Source organism: Pseudomonas sp. 10-1B, from assembly GCF_000935045.1.
Classification (GTDB): Bacteria; Pseudomonadota; Gammaproteobacteria; order Pseudomonadales; family Pseudomonadaceae; genus Aquipseudomonas.
The window spans coordinates 120,658-139,402 of the sequence record NZ_JYKS01000015.1; the positions used below are offsets into that span (position 1 = coordinate 120,658).

Below are 18,745 nucleotides of genomic sequence, written 5' to 3' on the forward strand. Positions count from 1 at the left end.
CCGACCACTGCCTCCTGCCTTGGCATAACTTCTGGCGGAACCTGCGCAAACAACAATAACAACGGAGACAACGATGGCTCACTCCAGCTCGCAAGCCAAGAAAGCGACCGCCAGTGGATGGATAGGCTCGGCCCTCGAGTACTACGACTTTTTCATCTACGCCCAGGCCGCTGCGCTGATTTTCCCGCAGATATTCTTCCCCAACACCGACCCGAAGATGGCCATCATCGCCTCGCTGGCCACCTATGGCGTGGGCTACCTGGCGCGTCCGGTGGGTGCCTTCGTGCTTGGCCACTGGGGTGACACCCGCGGGCGCAAGAACGTACTGCTGCTGTGCATGTTCCTGATGGGTCTGTCGACCATGGCCGTGGGCCTGCTGCCTACCTACCACGACATCGGCTACCTCGCACCCGCCTTGCTGGTGGTACTGCGCCTGATCCAGGGCTTTGCCGTGGCCGGGGAAATCTCCGGGGCCAGCTCGATGATCATGGAACACGCGCCGTTCGGCCGCAGGGGCTACTACGCCAGCTTCACCCTGCAAGGCGTGCAGGCAGGCCAGGTACTGGCTGCAGCGGTGTTCCTGCCACTGGCCTACTTCATGCCCAGCGAAGCCTTCAATGACTGGGGCTGGCGCATTCCGTTCCTGATGAGCGCCATCGTGCTGATCGCCGGCTTCATCATCCGTAAGGAAGTGCACGAAACGCCGGCGTTCGTGAAGGAAGAGAAGCAGGACAAAGTCGCCAAATCGCCGATCAGCGAAGCCTTCCGCCACAGCTGGAAGCACATGGTGCTGGTGATGTTCATGGCCCTGATGAACGTGATCCCGGTGGTGGCCACCATCTTCGGTGCGGCCTACGCGGTGCAGCCGGCCTATGGCATCGGCTTCGACAAGAGCGTGTACCTGTGGATTCCGGTGGTCGGCAATATCGTCGCGGTGCTGGTGATCCCGTTTGTCGGCAACCTGTCCGACAAGATCGGCCGTCGCCCGACCATGATCGCTGGATGCCTGGGCTCGGGCCTGCTGGCCTTCGTCTACCTGTATGCAATCAGCATCCAGAACGTGCCGCTGGCGTTCACCGCCTCGATCGTGATGTGGGGCATGGTTTACCAGGGCTACAACGCGGTGTTTCCAAGCTTCTACCCAGAGCTGTTCCACACCCGCTACCGCGTTTCGGCCATGGCCATCGCACAGAACATCGGCACCATGCTGACCGCCATGCTGCCCGCGCTGTTCGCTCTGGTTGCACCGCCCGGCTCGGACAATATCCCGCTGGTGATCGGTGGGCTGGCGTTCTTCATCACCTGCGTGTGCGCCCTGGCGGCCTACATTGCCCCGGAAACCTACCGCCTGGCGATGGAAGACCTGGGTAACCCAGAGGCCAAGCCGATGGAAAAAGAAGCGTATGAGGCTAGCCGTAAAGGTAGCTTTCAGCCCGTAAGTCACTGATAGACCGCAGGGGGCTGCTTTGCAGCCCTTTCGCAGGCAAGCCAGCTCCCACCTCGACCGCATCCGCCTCAAGCCCTGTGCAGTACCTATGGGAGCTGGCTTGCCGGCGATGAGGCCAGTCCAGGTCCGCATAGCCCTTAAGCAATGTGCCGTCCTGTGGGAGCTGGCTTGCCTGCGAATGGGCCGCAACGCGGCCCCGGCGATCTCAGCCCTTAACCACTGCTTGCAGGCGCTGCCAAAGCCGCTCGACATCCCCCCGCTCGGTAGGCAAAGCCCCGATCGACACCCGCACCATCCACCGCCCATCCAGCGTAGCCGGTGTCACATAGGCATCCCCAGACGCATTCAGCCGCTCGGCCCAGCCCTTGGTATGCGCATCCAGCGCCTCCCCTTCCAGCCCCGCCGGCCGGTGGCGAATGCACAGGGTCTGCAATTGCACCGGTGCCAGCACTTCCCACTCCGCCGCCGCCCCAACCTGCCCCGCCAACCACTGGGCATTGTCCAGGTCACGCCGCAGCCGTGCCTGCAATGCATCAACGCCCTCGCTACGCAGCATGAACCACAGCTTCAATGCGCGGAACCGCCGGCCCAGCGGGATGCCCCAGTCACGCAGGTTCTTCACCTCGCCATCCACCGCCGATTGCAGGTAGCTGGGGTTGGTGCTCATCACCCGGATCAGGTGTTGCGGGTCGCGCACGTAGTAGATCGAGCAATCGAAGGCCACACCCAGCCACTTGTGCGCATTGACCACCACCGAATCGGCCAGCTCGATACCGTCCCACATCCAGCGGCATTCGGGGAGAATCATCGCCGAACCGGCCATGGCCGAGTCCACATGCAGCCACAAGCCATGGGCCTGGGCTATCTCGCCGATTGGGCGCAACGGGTCGAGGGCGGTGGTGGTCGTGGTGCCGGTGGTGGCCACCACGGCGCAGGGCTGGTTGCCGTCAGCCAGGTCCTGCTCGATTGCCGCCTGCAACGCCTCCGGGCGCAGAGCGTAACGTTCGTTGGTGGGGATCAGGCGAATGTTGTCGCGACCAAAACCAGCCAGCAAGGCAGCCTTGTCCACCGAGCTGTGGGCATGGGCGCTGACATACACGATCAACGGCTTGGCTTCGGCCTGCAGGCCGCCGCGTACCAATGCATAGTCAGTGGCGCGTTCACGGGCGCTGATCAGCGCCACCAGGGTACTGGTCGAGGCGGTGTCCTGGATCACCCCGCTCCATTGGCCAGACAAACCCAGCAGTTGGCGCAGCCAGTCCAGGGTGGTTTCTTCCAGTTCGCTCAGTGCCGGGCTGGACTGCCACGACAGGCCCAGCACGCCCAAACCGGTGCTGAGGAAGTCCCCCAGTACCGAGGACAGGGTGCCGTTGGAGGGGAAGTAACCGTAGAAGTCCGGGTGTTGCCAATGGGACAGGCCGGGCATCACCAACCGGTTGACGTCGTCGAGGATGGCTTCGAAGGGCTCGCCTTGCTGGGGGGCCTGTTCGGGCAAGGCGGCCTTGAGGTAGCCGGGCTCGACCTGGGCCATGACCGGACGCTCGCCGACGGTTTGGCGGTAGTCGGCGATCAGGTCGATCAGTTGGTGGCCGTACTGGCGGAATTGTTCGGGGGTCACTTGGGGCTCTCCTATGAATAATCCACTGCCTGTTCCGGCCTCTTCGCGGGTAAACCCGCTCCTACAACGGTTGCACCGCTGTCAGGCGCGGCGCAGTCCTTGTAGGAGCGGGTTTACCCGCGAAAAGGCCGGAACAGACAACACGATGCCCCCAGTCTAGGCACCTATGCCAAACCGAATAACCCCGCTTCGCGCATAGCTGCTATGGCAAACCCGCATGCCCACCCTGCACGCCGAACTGCGACTGGCGCCACAACTCGAACACCCGGTTGCGCAACCAGCGGTGCTCGGCCGAAGCCTGCAGGCGCTGGTGCCACACCACCCAGTAGCGCTGGCTGTGGTCGATGAAAGCCAACGGCCGCCAGGCCAGCTCATGCAGGCGGCACAGTTGCCGGGCGATATGTTCGGGGACAGTGGCCACCGCCTGGCTGTTGGCGATCACCTGCACGGTGGCGGAAAAGAACGGTACCTCCAGGCTGACCCGCCGCTGCAGGCCCTGGGTGCGCAGGTGGCGGTCGATGAAACTGTCCTTGTCGCCCCCGCCGGAAATGCGCACATGCTTGTACCCCAGGTAGTCGGCCTGGCTGAGCGCGGCATGTGCGGCCAGCGGGTGGTCGTGGCGCATCAGGCATACCGCGCGGTCCTCGCCCAGCAGACGCCCGTGCAGGTTGGGCGGCGACTCATCGAACAAGGTAGTGGCCAGGTCGATCTCGCCGCTGGCCAGCAAGGCGTACTGGCCGGCCTGCCAGGTGCGGTACTCCAACGATACGCCCGGCGCTTCGCGCTCCAGCGCTGCCACCAGCAGCGGCAGCATGTGTTCGGCCACGTAATCCGAAGCGGCCAGGCAGAAGCGCCGCTCGCAACGTGCCGGGTCGAAGACTGCGGGCTGGCGCAGGGCATGCAGTTCTTCGAGAACTTGCCGTAGGGGTTCGACCAGGGCTTCGGCGTGCTCGCTGAGCACGTAACCACGGCCTTGGCGCACCAGCAACGGGTCGTCGAAGGCTTCGCGCAGATGGGCCAGCTGGCGGCTCAGGGCAGACTGGCTGACGCCCAGGCGCTCGGCGGCATGGCTGAGGTTCTTCAGCTGCAGCAGGTGGTCGAGGGTGCGCAGGTGAGCGAGGCTGAGGGAGGCGAAGGTGGGGTTCATGCAGGCGGCCTTGGGTTAATGCAACTGGCCAATCGCCGGCAAGCCAGCTCCCACAAGGTACCCACATGCCTCAAGACTTGCACTGTACCTGTGGGAGCTGGCTTGCCGGCGATTGGGCCGCAAAGCGGCCCCGGCAATTTATGCGGTCAGACCAACATAAACGTTCTGCACATCATCGTTCTCGTCGATCGCCTCGAGGAACGCTTCAACCTCGGCCAGCGCCTCGGCACTCAGGCTGGCCGCGCTTACCGGGTTCTTCGGGGTGTAGCCGATCTTCGCCGAGGTCACGGTGAAGCCATGCTCCGGCAGGGCCTTCTGCACCGCGTCCAGGTCGGTGGTGTCGGTGATGAACAGGGTCGAGCCCTCTTCTTCACCTTCTTCGAAGTCCTGGGCACCGGCTTCGATGGCGGCCATTTCCGGGTCGGCGTCGCCTTCCGGGGTGGCTTCGATCAGGCCGACATGGTTGAAGTCCCAGGTCACCGAACCGCTGGCACCCAGCTGGCCCTTGCGGAACAGCACGCGGATTTGTGCAACGGTGCGGTTGACGTTGTCAGTCAGGCACTCGACGATCAACGGCACCTGGTGCGGCGCGAAGCCTTCATAGCTGACGGCATGGTACTGCACGGCCTCGCCGTCCAGGCCAGCGCCTTTCTTGATGGCACGTTCCAGGGTCTCACGGGTCATCGAGGCTTTCTTGGCCTGGACAATGGCCAGGCGCAGGCGCGGGTTCATGTCCGGGTCGGCGCCAGACTTGGCAGCAATCTGAATTTCCTTGGCCAGCTTGCCCATGATCTTGCCCTTGGCGTTGGCAGCTGTTTCTCTATGCTTGGCTTTCCACTGTGCGCCCATGTCGACTCTCTTGTTTCAGCGGCCGGTTCAGGAAGCGACCGGCCAAAAGTGGGTGCAGTTTATACGCCCTCAAGCATCGGATCGACAAGAAATCTCATCAGCCCTTATCGGCTTTGCCCGCCGCCGCGGCAAATCGCGCCAGGCGCACATCCAGCCGGCGCGGGCGCAAGCCGTGGTCCTCGGCGCGCTCCTTGCGGCGAATGGCATTGCGCACCATCAGCGAGCCCAGATAGCGAATCGGCTCGGGCGGGAACAGCCCCAGCGGGCCCTTGACCAGCGGCGAACGGGTCCATGGGTTGTCCAGCCCCAGGGCCAGCGACGAAAGAATCTGCCCGCCCATGTGGCACGGGCCGACGCCGCTGCCGGAGTAACCGAAGCCATAGAACACATTGCCCTGCCCGTCCAACTTGCCGAAGAACGGCAGGCCGGTCACCGAGCGGTCCGACGGGCCGTTCCAGCTGGCCGCCAGCGGCACCTCGGCCAAGGCCGGGAAGAACCCACCCAGGCTTTCGCGCAGCAATGGCCGGTACGGCGATGGCTGGTCGAACACCGGCAGCATGCGCCCACCATAGGCAAAGGTATTGCCGCCCTTGCCGAGCATCAACCGGCCATCGGAGGTGTTGTGGTAGTAATGCACGAAAATGCGCGAGTCGAGCACGCTGATGCCGCTATCCAGGCCGATCTGCTGCAGCAGCTCGGGGCATGGTTCGGTAATCACCATGTCGCTGGAGACAATCGTCACGCTGCGCTCGAACTGTGGGAAGGCCCGCGCCATCCAGGCGTTGAGGCCCAACACCACACGGTCGGCGCGCACCGTACCATTGGCCGTGCGCACCTGCACCGGGGCGCCGTGCTCCAGGCCGCTCATCGCGGTACCCTCGAAGATGCGCACGCCGCGCTGCAAGGCCACCCGGCGCAGGCCGCGCACCAGCTTGCCAGGCTGCACGGTGGCGGCCGCCGGCGAGAACCAGCCTTCCAGGTGCCGCACCGAACCCGCCAGGCGCTGCACCTGCTCCAGCGGCAGGCGGCGGAACGAATTGATGCCCTTGTGCTCCAGCGCGGCGATCACCGCGTCGGTGGCACCGACCTGGGCTGCGTTGGTGGCGGTGTACAGCGTGCCGTCCAGGCGGTAGTCGCAGTCGATGCCATTGGCGGTACAGAACGCGCCAATGGCCCCGATGCTGCGCTCCGACTCACGCACCAGGCGCACCGCCTCGGCCACCCCGAACAAGCGCTCGAGGGTGAAGTACTTGGCCGACCAGGACAACGCGCAACCACCATTGCGGCCGCTGGCCCCGGCGCCACAGATATCGGCCTCGATCAGCACGATATCCAGGGCCGGCACCGCCTCCTTGAGCATCAGCGCGGTCCACAGGCCGGTATAGCCGCCGCCGACGATGCACACCTCACAACGGATATCGCCTTGCAGCGGCGGGCATACCGCCTCCTGCGCCGAATCCAGGGCCTGTTGCAGCCAGAAGGGTCTCATTCGCTCGCTTTCCTTTCAGGTACGCAGTGGCTTGATTGCCATGCCGGTGTTCGGTGCCACGTCGCTGGTTTGCGCAGCGCTGGCCGGGCGGCTGTTCCAGTGCGGCAACAGCACCAAGGCCGAGAACAGCGCACAGCCAGCAAACACGATGAACACCGTGACGCCATCGAAGTAACCCGGCAGCAGCCCGCCCAGCACTGCGCCCACCGAGCCACAGCCGTTGACGAAACCGGCCGCGGTGGCACCGGCCTTGGCAGTGCCGAAGTCGATGGCCGCAGCGCCGCTGATCATCGAGTCCGGCCCGTACAGGGTCAGGCCCATGACGAACAGCAGGCCTACCACCAGAATGACGCTGCCGGTGTGCATGGCCGCCATGAACGCCGCCAGGGTCACGGTCAGCAGCACCAGGCTGATCACGCAGGCCGGCATGCGCCGCGCGCCGAACAGCTTGTCGGAAGCCAGGCCGATCATGATCGGCCCCAGCAGCCCGGCCAGTTCGAAGGCAGTGGGGATGATCGCCGCACCAACCTTGCCCACCGAGGGCATCTGCTCGAAGACGATCACCGGCCCCCACAGCAGGATGGCGTAGCGCGCCGGCTTCAGCAGGAAGTACGCCAGGCCCAGGGTCAGCACCGTGCGGTTGCGCAATATTTCCCGTAGCGGCGCCCACACACTGCACAGGTTGCCGGCCGGGGCCATGCTCTGCGGCTCGGGCTCTACCGCCGGCAGGCCGACGTCTTCAGGCTTGTTGCGCTGCAGGAAGAAGAACAGCACGGCCACCAGCGCCACCACCGCGGCACTGGAGAAGAACGCCGCGTGCCAGGTGCCAACCAGGGTATAGGCCCACCAGCCGGCGAACGGCGAGGCCACCAGGCCGCCGAAGGCATAGCAGGAACTCCACAGGCCCAGTACCCGCCCACGCTGCGAAGCCGGGAAGAAGCTGCCGATGTTCTTGCACAGTCCGGCCCAGCCGGTGGACTGCGCCAGGCCCTGCACCAGCATGCAGGTGGCGAAGATCGGGAAGGTGGCATAGCTGCCCATCACCACCGCCGCCACCGCGGAAATCAGCAACCCGCCAAGCACCACCACACGCGGGCCGAAGCGGTCGGCGAGCATGCCCCAGGTGAACTGGCCCACGGCATAGGCAGCCAGGTAGATGGCGTCGAGGTTGGCCATGGCGGCCTTGTCGAGCATGAAAGCTGGATCTTCGGCGATGCCCAGCTTGGCTACCGAGAAGGCTTTGCGGGTGAAGTAGAAGGCGGCGTAGGCCAGCCAGGTGATAGCGAAAATCTGCATGCGCCAGCGTTTGAGCGCGGCTAGTGATTGATTCATGTAAGTCTGACCTCTTGCTTGAGTGTGCCGGCAGAATGTGAAGAAACGCCTGTCTTGTTCTTGTGTTACGCACAGCGATGACGAGGCTGTCATCGGGTCAGTTGGCGCCGTGTAGGTGCCATGGCCCTGGCGGCATTCGTGGTGCCAGCGTCGGGCTGACATGCATGGAAACAGTTGCTGAAAAATAAATAAAATCGATTTATCGTATTTCACTCATAAGCTCAGCTTGTTACCGAGGTCGCCATGTCGGTTTCCCACGCACAACTCAAGGCCTTCCATGCCGTGGCGCTGCACGGCAGCTTTACCCGCGCAGCGGAAAAGCTGTTCCTGACCCAACCTGCGGTGTCCGACCAGGTGCGCAAACTGGAGGAGCGTTTCGGCGTATTGCTGTTCCACCGCAACAAGCGCTCGGTGCAGCTCACCGACCTGGGCGAGCGCCTGCTGGGCATCAGCAAGCGCCTGTTCGCCTGTGAAGCCGAGGCCCATGAACTGCTGCAGGATTCGCGCGCCCTGCACACTGGCAGCCTGGTACTGGCGGTGGATGCACCGGTGCACGTGCTGCCGCAGATCGCCCGTTTTTGCCAGCGCTACCCGGGTATCCAGGTGAAGATCGAGACCGGCAACACCGATGAGTCGCTGGCCCGGCTGTTCAGCTACCAGGCCGACCTGGCCCTGCTCGGCCGGGACGTCGACGATGAGCGCCTGCATTGCCTAACGCTGCGCCGCGATCCGATGGTGGCGTTCGTTTCGCACAACCACCCGTGGGCCAGCCGCGGCTCGATCAGCCTGGCCGACCTGGACGACATGCCGCTGGTGTTGCGCGAACCCGGCTCGGTAACCCGGCAAACCCTGGAAGAAGAGATGCAGCGGGCTGGGCTACGGATTCGCCCGGCGATCCAGGTGGAGGGCCGTGAGGCGGCCCGTGAAGCGGTGGTGGTGGGGATTGGCGTGGGGGTGGTGTCGGCGGCGGAGTTTGGTGCCGATGCGCGAGTGTGTGCGTTGCCGATCGTCGATTGCCAGCGGCACCTGACCGAGACCCTGGTGTGTTTGAGCGAGCAACGGACGCGGCGGGTGGTGGCGACCTTTCTGCAGGTGGTGGAGGAAGGGTTGTAAACCTGTTCTGGCCCTATCGCCGGCAAGCCAGCTCCCACAGGCACCCCACAAAACTGGGGTACTGTGAGATACCTGTGGGAGCCGGCTTGCCGGCGATGGGGCCGGTGCAGGCAATACAACTATGCTGGGATAATCTCAATCCACAAACCAATCACCCCATGCTCTACCGCCTAGCCGCCGACACCCTGGTCCTGCTGCACCTGGCGTTCATCCTGCTGGTGCTGTTCGGTGGCCTGCTGGTACTGCGCTGGCGCCCTGCCCTGCTGCTGCACCTGCCGGCCCTGGCCTGGGGCCTGGCAGTGGAGTGCCTGCACCTGGGTTGCCCGCTCACCAGCTGGGAAAACCGCATGCGCAGCGCCGCCGGTGAGGCGGGTTACCAGGGAAGCTTCGTCGAGCATTACATCTGGCCGCTGATCTACCCCACCGGGCTGACCCCGCACATTCAGCTGCTGCTGGGCAGTATCGTGTTGCTGCTCAACCTCGGCATCTACAGCTACGTAGCCTGGCGCTGGCGCCGCCCTAGCGGGTAGCGATCACGAACAACCGCGGGAACGGCAACAGCACCTTGCCATCGGTGGCCGGCGGGTAGTCGCGCTGCATCGCCTGCAGGTACATCTGCAGGAAGTCGGCCTGCTCCTGCTCATCAAGCCTGGCCAGATAAGGCCGCAACGCCGAGCCCTTGAACCATTCCACTACCGCTTCGGCACCACCGGCCAACGGGTGGTGGTAGGTGGTGCGCCAGACGTCCACCCGTGCGCACAGCGGGCTGAGCAGGTCATAGTAGAACGCCGCGCCGTGCCGCGGCGGCAGCTGGAAGTCGACGAATTTCGCCGCCCAGGGGCCCTGGCTGGCGATCTCGCGCAACTGCCGGTGGGCCGGCTCGTCGAGGTTGTCCGGGGTCTGCACGGCCAGGCTGGCGCCTTCGCTCAGCTGGCGCACCAGGTGCGGGTACAGCGAGGCATGGTCGGGTACCCATTGCAGTGAGGCATTGGCCAGGATCAAGTCCTGGGGTTCGGGGGCGGACCAGCCGGCAATGTCGGCGGTAACCATGCGAACCCGGGGCAAGCACAGCCGTTTGCGTTCGCGGGCCTTGTCGATCATGTCCGGGTCGCTGTCCAGGGCCGTCACCTGGGCATCGGGGCAACGTTGCAGCAGCACCTCGGTAGAGTTGCCGGGACCGCAGCCCAGGTCGGTGGCGTGACGCACCGGGCGCGGCGGCACGGCGGCGAGCAAGTCGCGCACAGCGCGGGTGCGTTCGTCTTCGAACAGGGAATACTGTGTGGCGGACCAGGCCATTTGAAGCTCCTTTGGGCGGGCGGTGTGTTCATCATATGCCATCTGTCGGCTACGCGGGCCCTATCGCCGGCAGGCCAGCTAGTTCCCACAAGGACCGCACCGATCTCCAGCCATGTGCAATACCTGTGGGAGCCGGCTTGCCGGCGACAGGGCCGGAACTGACCACCTACGCTTGAAGTCAGTCCATGTATGCGCATGCCCATGAAAACCTACATCGCCCTGGCAATCCTGGCCCTGATCGCCGCCGCCGCCCTGCTCGGTACACCGTGGATGAACCAGCGCTTCCACATGCCCGCAGAAAAATCCCAGGCCCAACAACGCGAAACGGCCGGGTCCCCGAGGGAGCCGACCGTTTCCAGAGGCGAGTGACGCTTAGTGTTGCTTGCCAGTGCGGATCTGGTGCACCACGCCCATCGCCACCACGATCGCCGCAGCGATACCGGTGGAGATCACCAGGATCTGGTAGTCAGGCATGAAGGCCATGGTCACCAGGGCTGCCACGATGAACGCGATCACCAGGTAGGTCAGCCACGGGAACAGCCACATCTTCAGGCGTACTTCCTTGCCCTCGGCGATCAGCTTGCGACGCATGCGCAGCTGCGAGAAGGCGATTACCAGGTACACCAGCAAGGCAATCATGCCAGTGGTGTTCATCAGGGTTTCCAGTACGTCTTTCGGGCGCAGGGTCTCGCTGAAGTTGATCAGCGCACACACCACGGCCACGGCGCACGAGCCCATGATCGCGTACACCGGTACACCGGTGCCGGCGCGGGTGATCTTGAACAACGACGGTGCATCGCCACGCTGGGCCAGGGAGAACAACATGCGCGATGCGGTGTAGTGGCCGGAGATCAGGCAGCTGCTCACCGAAGTCAGTACCACGAAGTTCATCAGCAGCTCGGCATAGGGCACGCCCAGCAGCTCCAGGGTACGGCGGTAGGCGCCATAGCCGGAAACGCCCAGGTGTGGGTCGTTCCACGGCACCAGGCAGACGATCAGGAAGATCGAGCCAACGTAGAACAGGCACACACGCCAGACCACCGAGTTGGTGGCCTTGACGATCTGCGCGGCCGGGTCCTTGGCTTCGGAGGCGGCGATAGTGACGATTTCGGCACCGAGGAAGGCGAACATCACCCCGAGCAAGGCACCGATCACAGTGGTGATGCCATTGGGCATGAAGCCTTCGGCGGTGAGGTGACTCATGCCACGCACTTCACCGAACTGCCAGATATTCATCACCGCAGCAGTACACACGATCAGGAAGCAGACGATCGCGATCACCTTGATCAAGGCGAACCAGAACTCGAACTCACCGTAGTGCTTGACGTTGAAGAAGTTGACGGTGATCAGCAACAGGGTCGTGGCCAGCACGAACACATTGACACTGACGTCGGGGAAGAAACCATGCAGGATCTTGCCCGCCACATAAGCTTCCCAGGCCATGAGGATGACCCAGTACCACCAGTACAGCCAGCCGATGGTGAAACCGGCCCAACGGCCGATGGCACGGTCAGCGTAGGTGGAGAACGAACCGGTGTCTGGCGAGGACGTCGCCATTTCACCCAGCATGCGCATGATCAGCACCACCAGGATGCCGCCTGCCAGGTAGGCCAGGACAGCGGCTGGGCCGGCGCTGTGGATCACGCTGCCGGAACCGACGAACAAGGCGCCGCCAATAACCCCGGCGATCGACATCATCGTCAGGTGGCGCGACTTGAGCGAGGCACTGAGCTTGCTCTCGTGCTCGCTTTTCGCGGTGGTGGTTGTGGATATTGCGTCCATCAGTTTGTGTACCCCGTGCTTCTTTTTATCCAAGGAAAACCGTGAAACCCCGATGGCTGGCGGTTTCACCTGTACATCAGTGCTAATGCGGGCAGGATGGTGTGAACGAACACACGCAGGCCTTCCATGGCGGCCTGCTGACGCGCCCCAGGGCTGGCGCCTGGGGCGAACTGAACATGCTTTAGGTGGCGATATCTGACACCTAATGTAAAAATGTCCGACGCAGAGAGCCATGCACACTGGCATGAAACTCGCACTGCACTGTACAGGTCGCCCATGCAATACACCGCGCGGGCGCCTGGCGATACGCACCCTGAAGGCCCCGAATGTTCGAATTACATCCCGACTCCTCAACCCCGTTGGTGAACCAGATCATCGACGGGCTGCGCGAGCTGATCGACAACCAGACCCTCAAGCCAGGCGCCAAGGTCCCATCCATCCGCGCCTTTGCCTCGACCTATTCGGTGAGTACCTTCACCGTGGTCGAGGCCTACGACCGGCTGGTGGCCCAAGGCCTGCTGGTCAGCCGTGGCAACGCGGGGTTTTTCGTCAACCGTGCGGTGGGCGAGTTGCTGGACCCGCACAATACCGAAGCCGATACCAGTCGACCAACGTTCAACTCCGAGTGGTACCTGCAGCAGATCTTCGAAATCCGCCAGTTGCCGTTCAAGCCGGGGTGCGGCTGGCTGCCCAATGACTGGATGTACGAAGACGGCCTGCGCCGCGGCCTGCGCCAGGTGGCCGGCAGCCCGCTGGAGCTGTCGGGCTACGGCGACCCCATGGGCCTGCCAGAGCTGCGTGCGCTGACTGCACAGAACCTGCAGCAGGAACTGTCGATCGTCGCCAACCCGGCGCAGCTGATGCTTACCCACGGCGCCAGCCAGGCCCTGGACCTGGCTGCACGCACCCTGGTGCGCCCAGGTGATGTGGTGCTGGTGGACGACCCGGGCTACCCGAACCTGATGAGCATCCTGCGCACCCAGGGCGCGACGTTGGTCGGCGTCCCGCGCACCCCGGCCGGCTACGACCTGAACCAGCTGGAGCAGTTGCTCACCCACCACCGCCCGACGGCGTTCTTCACCCAGCCACACCTGCACAGCCCGACCTGTTCGCGCACCCCGCTGCCGCAGTTGCACCGCCTGCTGCAGCTGGCCAGCCAGCATGGCTTCCGCCTGGTGGAGAACAACCTGTACGCCGACATGGTCGCCGAGCCGCAACCCTGCCTGGCCAGCCTCGACCACCTGCAACAGGTGGTGTATGTGGGCAGCTACTCGAAGAGTATTTCGCCTAACGTGCGGGTCGGCTACATGCTGGCCAACCCCGAGCTGATGCAGAAACTGCTGCACCTGAAGATGCGCTCGGGGCTGACCACCTCGCAGGTGATGGAGCGCGTGGTGTATGCCGCAATCATCGACGGGCGCTGGCGCAAGCACCTCAAGCGCCTGCGCCAGCGCTTGGCCGAGGCGCACCAGGAAGTTGGCCGGCATCTGCATCGATTGGGCTTCGAACTGTTCATCGAGTCGGATGAAGGCATGTACATCTGGACCCGCCACCCGGCGATTCCGGACAGTGCGGCATTGCTGGACGATGCGCTGGAGAAAGGCATCATGCTCGGGCCTGGGCAGTTGTTCATGGTCGACGCCAAGGCGACCGGGTGGATGCGCTTCAATGTGGCGTTCAGTACCGACCCTGCGATGTGGGAGTTGCTGGAGAAGGTGTTGGTGAAGCATGTGCGGAGGGGTTCGCCGCAAGACTTCAAGCGCTGAAGATGCAGTGAACGCGTTCAGCTGTAGGAGCGGGTTCACCCGCGAAGAGGCCGGCAGCTACACCACAGCAGCCGGCTCCTTGTACTTATCGCCAATCCATCTTATCGGCAAAAAACGCCTGAGCATTCTCCTCCAGGCTCTCCAGGTGATACCCCCCCTCCTGCACAATCAGGCACGGCAAGCGCAACGCCCGAATCCGCTCCCCCAACGCGGCAAACCCTTCAGTGGTCACCGCCACCTTGCTCTGCGGGTCCAGCTCGTAGATATCGAACCCCAAGGACAACACCAGCACCTCGGCGCCAAAGTCCTTCACCGCAGCCAGCGCGACCTCCAGTTGCCCCATGAAGTCCGCTTCGCTGGCGCCATGCGCCATCGGCAGGTTGAGGTTGTACCCTTCCCCCTCACCACTGCCGCGCTCGTCCTCGAACCCAGCCACGCCCGGATAGAAGTTGGTCGGGTCGCCATGCACCGACACATACAGCACATCGCGACGATCGTAGAAGATCTCCTGAATCCCCTGCCCATGGTGCATGTCGGTATCGAGGATCGCCACGCGGCTGTAGCGGCTGCGCAAGGCCTGTGCAGCTACAGCCGCGTTGTTGATGTAGCAGAACCCACCCGCCGCATCGAACCGCGCATGGTGCCCCGGCGGTCGGCACAGCGCGTAGGCCGCCGGCTCGCCATCGAGAATGGCCTTGGCCCCGGCTACCGCGCTCTGCGCTGACCAATAGGCCGAATGCCAGGTGCTCTCGCCTACCGGGCAGCTGCCATCGGCCAGGTAACGCCCGGCCTGGGCGAGGATGCCGCGCAGGGCATTGGGCTCGCGCACGAAGATGTTCGACATGACCTCGTCGCCCCAGTCCTCGGGCACTTCCTTCCAGCGCGCATGGGCCTCTTCGAGGAAAGCCAGATAGGCCTCACCGTGTACCGCCTTGAGCGGATCCAGGCCGGCATCCTCAGGCTGGCGGATGTCAAAGCCAATGTCCTTGGCCGCCTGCAACAGGCGCTGGGCACGCTCGGGCACTTCCTGCGGGGTGCGCATCGCGCCGCGCGAGTAGTAGCTGCGCGGGTGATGCAGCAATTGTTCGGGGTGGAAGTAGCAACGCATCAGGCTTCTCCTTGGTCGACGCGACCCGCACGGGCCAGCACGGCGTTCAACAGTACATCGGCGCCCTGGCGGGCATCCTCGGGCAATACGTCTTCGGCTTCGTTGTGGCTCAGGCCGCCAACGCAGGGGATGAACACCATCGCCGTCGGGCAGTAGCGCGCCAACAGGATGGCATCGTGACCGGCACCACTGACAATCGACTGCTGGGCATAACCAAGGCCGTCCACCGCCTGCTGCACGGCGGCCACACAGTCAGCGTCGAACGGAGTGGCCGGGCTGACCCAGTGCCGCTCCATGCGCACCTGCAGGCCACGCTGGCTGGCGATGGCTTGCAGCTTCAGGGCCAGGTCACGCTCCATCGCTTCGATGGCTTCATCACGGTGGTGGCGCAGGTCGACCGTGAACTGCAGCAGGCCGGGAATGGTATTGCGCGAAGACTTGGCGATGGACAGCTCGCCCACGGTGGTCAGCCCTTCGGGGGCGAAATCCGCCGCCAGTTGCTCGACCGCCTGGATCATCCGCGCCGCGCCGTACAGGGCATCCTTGCGCAGCGGCATCGGCGTGGTGCCGGCGTGCGCCGCCATGCCTTCGACCGTCACATCCAGCCAGCGGATGGCCTGGCCGCCGCTGACCACACCAATGGCCTTGGCATTGTCTTCAAGGATCGGGCCCTGCTCGATATGCGCTTCGAAATAGGCATCTACGGGGCCGCCCAGCGGGCGCTGGCCGGCGTAACCGGTACGGTGCAATTCGTCAGCGACGCTGATGCCCTCAGCATCGCGAATGGCCAGCGCTTCATCCAGGGCCAGGGTTCCGGTGAACACTGCCGAGCCGAACATGGCTGGGGTGAAGCGGGCGCCCTCCTCGTTGGTCCATACGGCGATTTCCAGCGGCTTGCGCGTCTGGATGTCCAGGTCATTGAGGCGGCGCACCACTTCAAGCCCCGCCAGCACGCCGTAGACGCCATCGAAACGGCCGCCTTCAGGTTGGGTGTCGAGATGGCTGCCCATCATCACCGGGGCGGCATTCGGGTCGCTGCCGGCGCGGCGGGCGAACAGGTTGCCGATGGCATCCACCGACAGGCTCAGGCCGGCTTCGCGGCACCAGTGGCTGAACAGTTCACGGCCGGCCTTGTCCTCGTCGCTCAGGGCCAGGCGGCAGCTGCCACCCCGGGCGGTGGCGCCGACTTCGGCCATGGCCATCAGGCTCGCCCACAGGCGTTCGCCATTGCTTTTCAACATGTGCGGGTACTCCAGAAAAAAGCGATTCGATCAAGCCAGTTCCAGGCGCTGGCTACGGGCGTACTGGCGCGCCAGGGCAAGCACGCAGACCAGCGAGATGGTGGCTATCAGGGTGTAGAACAGCGCCATCGGCCACCACTGGCCAGTGAAGGTGTGGGCCAGCCAGGTACCGATCAGCGGGGTCAGGCCGCCAGCGAGGGCGCCGCAGACCTGGTAGGCCAGGGAAATGGCGGTGTAGCGCACGCGGGTGTCGAACATGCCGCTGACATAGCCGGCGATTACCGCGTAGAACGAGGCCATGCAGGTTGCTGCCAGGGCGATGCCAAGCACGATCAAGGGGCCCTGGCCTGAACTGACCAACACGAACATCGGGTATGGAGAGGCCATCGCCAGCAACGCGACCAAGGCCAGGAAGCGGGTGGCGCCGATTTTTTCCGACAGCCAGGCGGCCAGCGGCTGCACACAGAACTGGATGATCGCCACGAAGAACAGGCATTCCAGGATCAACGAACGCTCCAGGTGCAGTTGCTGGGTGGTGTAGCTGATCATGAAGGTGTTGGTGAAGTAGACCCCGGCAATGCCCAGGGTGTTGGCACCGATGCACAACAACAGCGGGCGCCAGGCCGTGCGCAGCACTTCGAATACTGGGGCCTGCTCCTTGCGCCGGGCCTTTTCCGCCTGCTCGCGGCTGGCGATGAACTCGGGGGATTCGTTCACCCCCAGGCGGATCGCCAGGCCCACCAGCAGCAACAAAGCGCTGGCCAGGAACGGCACGCGCCAGCCCCAGCTCATCAGCTCTTCTTCCGGCAGGCGGGTGACCGCACCGAAGGCCAGCAGCGACAGGATCAGGCCCGCCGGGCTGCCCAGCTGGGCGAACGAGGCGAAGAAGTTGCGCCGCCCCTTGGGTGCATGTTCGCCGGCCATCAGCACCGCCCCGCCCCACTCGCCGCCCACGGCGATGCCCTGGACGATACGCAACAGGATCAACAGCACCGGCGCGGTGGCGCCAATTTGTGCGTAGGTTGGCAGCAGGCCGATACCCACGGTGACCACACCCATCATCAGCAGGGTGATGACCAGCGACTTTTTGCGGCCGATACGGTCGCCCACGTGGCCAAAGACGATGCCACCCAGTGGCCGGGCGAAAAAGCCCACGGCGAAGGTGCCGAACGCGGCCATGGTACTGAACAGGCTGTTGTCGGAAGGGAAGAACAAGGCGCCGAACACCAGGGCGGCGGCGGTGGCGTAGATGTAGAAATCGTACCATTCGATCATGGTGCCGATGAACGCGGCGGCGGCGGCACGGCGCGGCTGGGGGGAAGCGGTGGGCTTCATGGGGGCTCCTTTGCTTGTTGTTCTGGCAGGAGTTGCTGGGTCACGGTGGCGCTCTGCTGGCGCTTGGCCAGTTGATTCGGTGTCGGCCTCTTCGCGGGCTTGCCCGCTCCCACAGGTACTGCACCGATTGCAGACCTTGTGCAAATCCTGTGGGAGCGGGCAAGCCCGCGAAGAAGCCAACACCAAACCAACAGGTCTCGATACCTGCGATTTATCGGCCCGGGGCTATGATTAGTCAATTTTCTATTTATTATTTGAACTATTAACCACGCTTATTATCGAGCCCCGCCATGCCCGACCGCCTGCTCAACGACCGCCTCGACTGGAACCTGCTGCGCACCTTCCGGGTCATCGGCCAGGAGCTGTCCATCAGCCGCGCCGCCGCCCGCCTGCACCTCACCCAGCCAGCGGTGAGCCAGGCGCTCAAGCGCCTTGAAGAGCAGCTCGGCCGCCAGCTCATCGCCCGCCGCGGGCCGCGCTTCGTGCTGACGGAAATGGGCGAGCAGTTGTTCCAGCTGGCTGGCGAGGTGTATGGGCAGATGTCGCAGATCGGCGGCTTGCTGGAGCAACCGGCGGACGAACTGGTGGGCAAGGTGCGCCTGCTGATGATCAGCCGCATCGTCAGCGAACGCTTCGATGACTTCCTGGCGGACTTCCATCGCCAGCACCCGCGAGTAGACCTGGAGATCGACGTGATGCGCAGCTCCGACATCGTCGCTGCCCTGCAGGAAAAAACCGCCACGGCAGGGCTGAGCCTCAACCGGCGTGCGCAGCCACGGCTGGAGCAGCGCCTGTTCCTGCGCCAGCGCTATGCGTTTTTCTGCGGCAAGCACCATGCCCTGTTCGGCCAGGCCGAAGGCAACCTGCAGCGGGAGAATTTCGTCAGTTTCACCAGTGACCAGATTGGCGGCATGTTGTCGCCGCTGACCATCTTCCGCGACCAGCAGGGGTTTGCCGGGCGGATCGTGGCATCTTCACCAAGCCTTGAGGAAGTACGCCGGCTGGTGATTGCCGGGTTTGGCATCGGTTGCCTGCCTGAGCATGTGGTGGTGTCGGATGTGGCGGCGGGGTTGTTGTGGAAGCTACCGCCACCAGAAGGGATTGCCGATGTGGATATTCATTTGCTGTGGAACAGGGAGCAGCGGTTCAGCCGGGCGGAAGAGGTATTTATCGAGGCGCTGCAGCAATGTCTGGCTAGTGCAATTGCCTAATACCGCCGGAT

At 64.2% G+C, this 18,745-nt stretch carries 16 protein-coding genes; 6 read left to right on the forward strand and 10 right to left on the reverse strand.

The genetic code is table 11. The features are described 5' to 3' along the window. The first annotated feature begins 73 nt into the window (after window positions 1-73). Window positions 74-1,447, forward strand: coding sequence for an MFS transporter (locus TZ03_RS10660; RefSeq protein ID WP_051097565.1), 1,374 nt, complete (start codon window positions 74-76; stop codon window positions 1,445-1,447). A gap of 205 nt (window positions 1,448-1,652) precedes the next feature. Here TZ03_RS10660 and TZ03_RS10665 read toward each other — a convergent pair whose 3' ends face one another. From TZ03_RS10665 to TZ03_RS10685, 5 genes are all read right to left on the reverse strand, one after another. Further along, window positions 1,653-3,065, reverse strand: a complete 1,413-nt coding sequence (locus TZ03_RS10665) for a DOPA decarboxylase (protein WP_051097566.1) — start codon at window positions 3,063-3,065, stop codon at window positions 1,653-1,655. Between the two features lie 202 nt (window positions 3,066-3,267). Continuing rightward, window positions 3,268-4,212, reverse strand: coding sequence for a LysR family transcriptional regulator (locus TZ03_RS10670; protein ID WP_051097567.1), 945 nt, complete (start codon window positions 4,210-4,212; stop codon window positions 3,268-3,270). A gap of 138 nt (window positions 4,213-4,350) precedes the next feature. Further along, a complete protein-coding gene (locus tag TZ03_RS10675; protein ID WP_051097568.1) occupies window positions 4,351-5,061 on the reverse strand; it encodes a YebC/PmpR family DNA-binding transcriptional regulator in 711 nt (236 codons plus the stop codon). 97 nt (window positions 5,062-5,158) lie between these two features. Beyond that, on the reverse strand, window positions 5,159-6,550 hold the full coding sequence (locus tag TZ03_RS10680) for an FAD-dependent oxidoreductase (RefSeq protein ID WP_051097569.1): 1,392 nt from the start codon (window positions 6,548-6,550) through the stop codon (window positions 5,159-5,161). Between the two features lie 15 nt (window positions 6,551-6,565). Beyond that, a complete protein-coding gene (locus tag TZ03_RS10685; RefSeq protein ID WP_051097570.1) occupies window positions 6,566-7,882 on the reverse strand; it encodes an MFS transporter in 1,317 nt (438 codons plus the stop codon). A gap of 243 nt (window positions 7,883-8,125) precedes the next feature. Here TZ03_RS10685 and TZ03_RS10690 point away from each other — a divergent pair, with 243 nt between their 5' ends. Together TZ03_RS10690 and TZ03_RS10695 are read left to right on the forward strand one after the other, a co-directional pair. Next, the gene (locus TZ03_RS10690; protein ID WP_051097571.1) at window positions 8,126-8,995 is read left to right on the forward strand and encodes a LysR substrate-binding domain-containing protein; all 870 of its coding nucleotides are present in this window, start codon (window positions 8,126-8,128) and stop codon (window positions 8,993-8,995) included. Window positions 8,996-9,153: 158 nt separating this feature from the next. Further along, window positions 9,154-9,525 carry a DUF2784 domain-containing protein gene (locus TZ03_RS10695; protein ID WP_051097572.1) on the forward strand — a complete coding sequence of 124 codons (372 nt, stop codon included), beginning with the start codon at window positions 9,154-9,156 and terminating at the stop codon, window positions 9,523-9,525. Here the strand turns inward: TZ03_RS10695 and tam are convergent. Beyond that, window positions 9,515-10,291 carry a trans-aconitate 2-methyltransferase gene (tam, locus tag TZ03_RS10700; protein WP_051097573.1) on the reverse strand — a complete coding sequence of 259 codons (777 nt, stop codon included), beginning with the start codon at window positions 10,289-10,291 and terminating at the stop codon, window positions 9,515-9,517. The two genes, TZ03_RS10695 and tam, sit on opposite strands and share 11 nt — an antisense overlap. Before the next feature lie 189 nt (window positions 10,292-10,480). On the opposite strand from tam, the gene TZ03_RS10705 reads away from it, so the two are divergent. Then, a complete protein-coding gene (locus tag TZ03_RS10705; protein ID WP_051097574.1) occupies window positions 10,481-10,660 on the forward strand; it encodes a hypothetical protein in 180 nt (59 codons plus the stop codon). A gap of 3 nt (window positions 10,661-10,663) precedes the next feature. Here the strand turns inward: TZ03_RS10705 and TZ03_RS10710 are convergent, their stop codons facing one another. Continuing rightward, entirely contained in the window at window positions 10,664-12,073 is a 1,410-nt protein-coding gene (locus TZ03_RS10710) for an amino acid permease (protein ID WP_051097575.1), read from the reverse strand. A 326-nt stretch (window positions 12,074-12,399) separates the two neighbouring features. Between TZ03_RS10710 and TZ03_RS10715 the strand changes: the two genes are divergently transcribed. Beyond that, window positions 12,400-13,839, forward strand: coding sequence for a PLP-dependent aminotransferase family protein (locus TZ03_RS10715; RefSeq protein ID WP_051097576.1), 1,440 nt, complete (start codon window positions 12,400-12,402; stop codon window positions 13,837-13,839). Between the two features lie 85 nt (window positions 13,840-13,924). Here TZ03_RS10715 and TZ03_RS10720 read toward each other — a convergent pair whose 3' ends face one another. From TZ03_RS10720 to TZ03_RS10730, 3 genes are read right to left on the reverse strand one after another with little or no spacing between them, the layout of a single operon-like run. Continuing rightward, complete coding sequence (locus TZ03_RS10720) at window positions 13,925-14,947, reverse strand: histone deacetylase family protein (RefSeq protein ID WP_051097577.1); 1,023 nt, start codon at window positions 14,945-14,947, stop codon at window positions 13,925-13,927. After that, the gene (locus TZ03_RS10725) at window positions 14,947-16,188 is read right to left on the reverse strand and encodes a Zn-dependent hydrolase (protein WP_051097578.1); all 1,242 of its coding nucleotides are present in this window, start codon (window positions 16,186-16,188) and stop codon (window positions 14,947-14,949) included. The genes TZ03_RS10720 and TZ03_RS10725 overlap by 1 nt, the downstream gene beginning before the upstream one ends. A gap of 30 nt (window positions 16,189-16,218) precedes the next feature. Continuing rightward, entirely contained in the window at window positions 16,219-17,523 is a 1,305-nt protein-coding gene (locus TZ03_RS10730) for an MFS transporter (RefSeq protein WP_051097579.1), read from the reverse strand. Window positions 17,524-17,813: 290 nt separating this feature from the next. Between TZ03_RS10730 and TZ03_RS10735 the strand changes: the two genes are divergently transcribed. Further along, window positions 17,814-18,734 carry a LysR family transcriptional regulator gene (locus TZ03_RS10735; RefSeq protein WP_051097580.1) on the forward strand — a complete coding sequence of 307 codons (921 nt, stop codon included), beginning with the start codon at window positions 17,814-17,816 and terminating at the stop codon, window positions 18,732-18,734. Window positions 18,735-18,745: the final 11 nt, after the last annotated feature.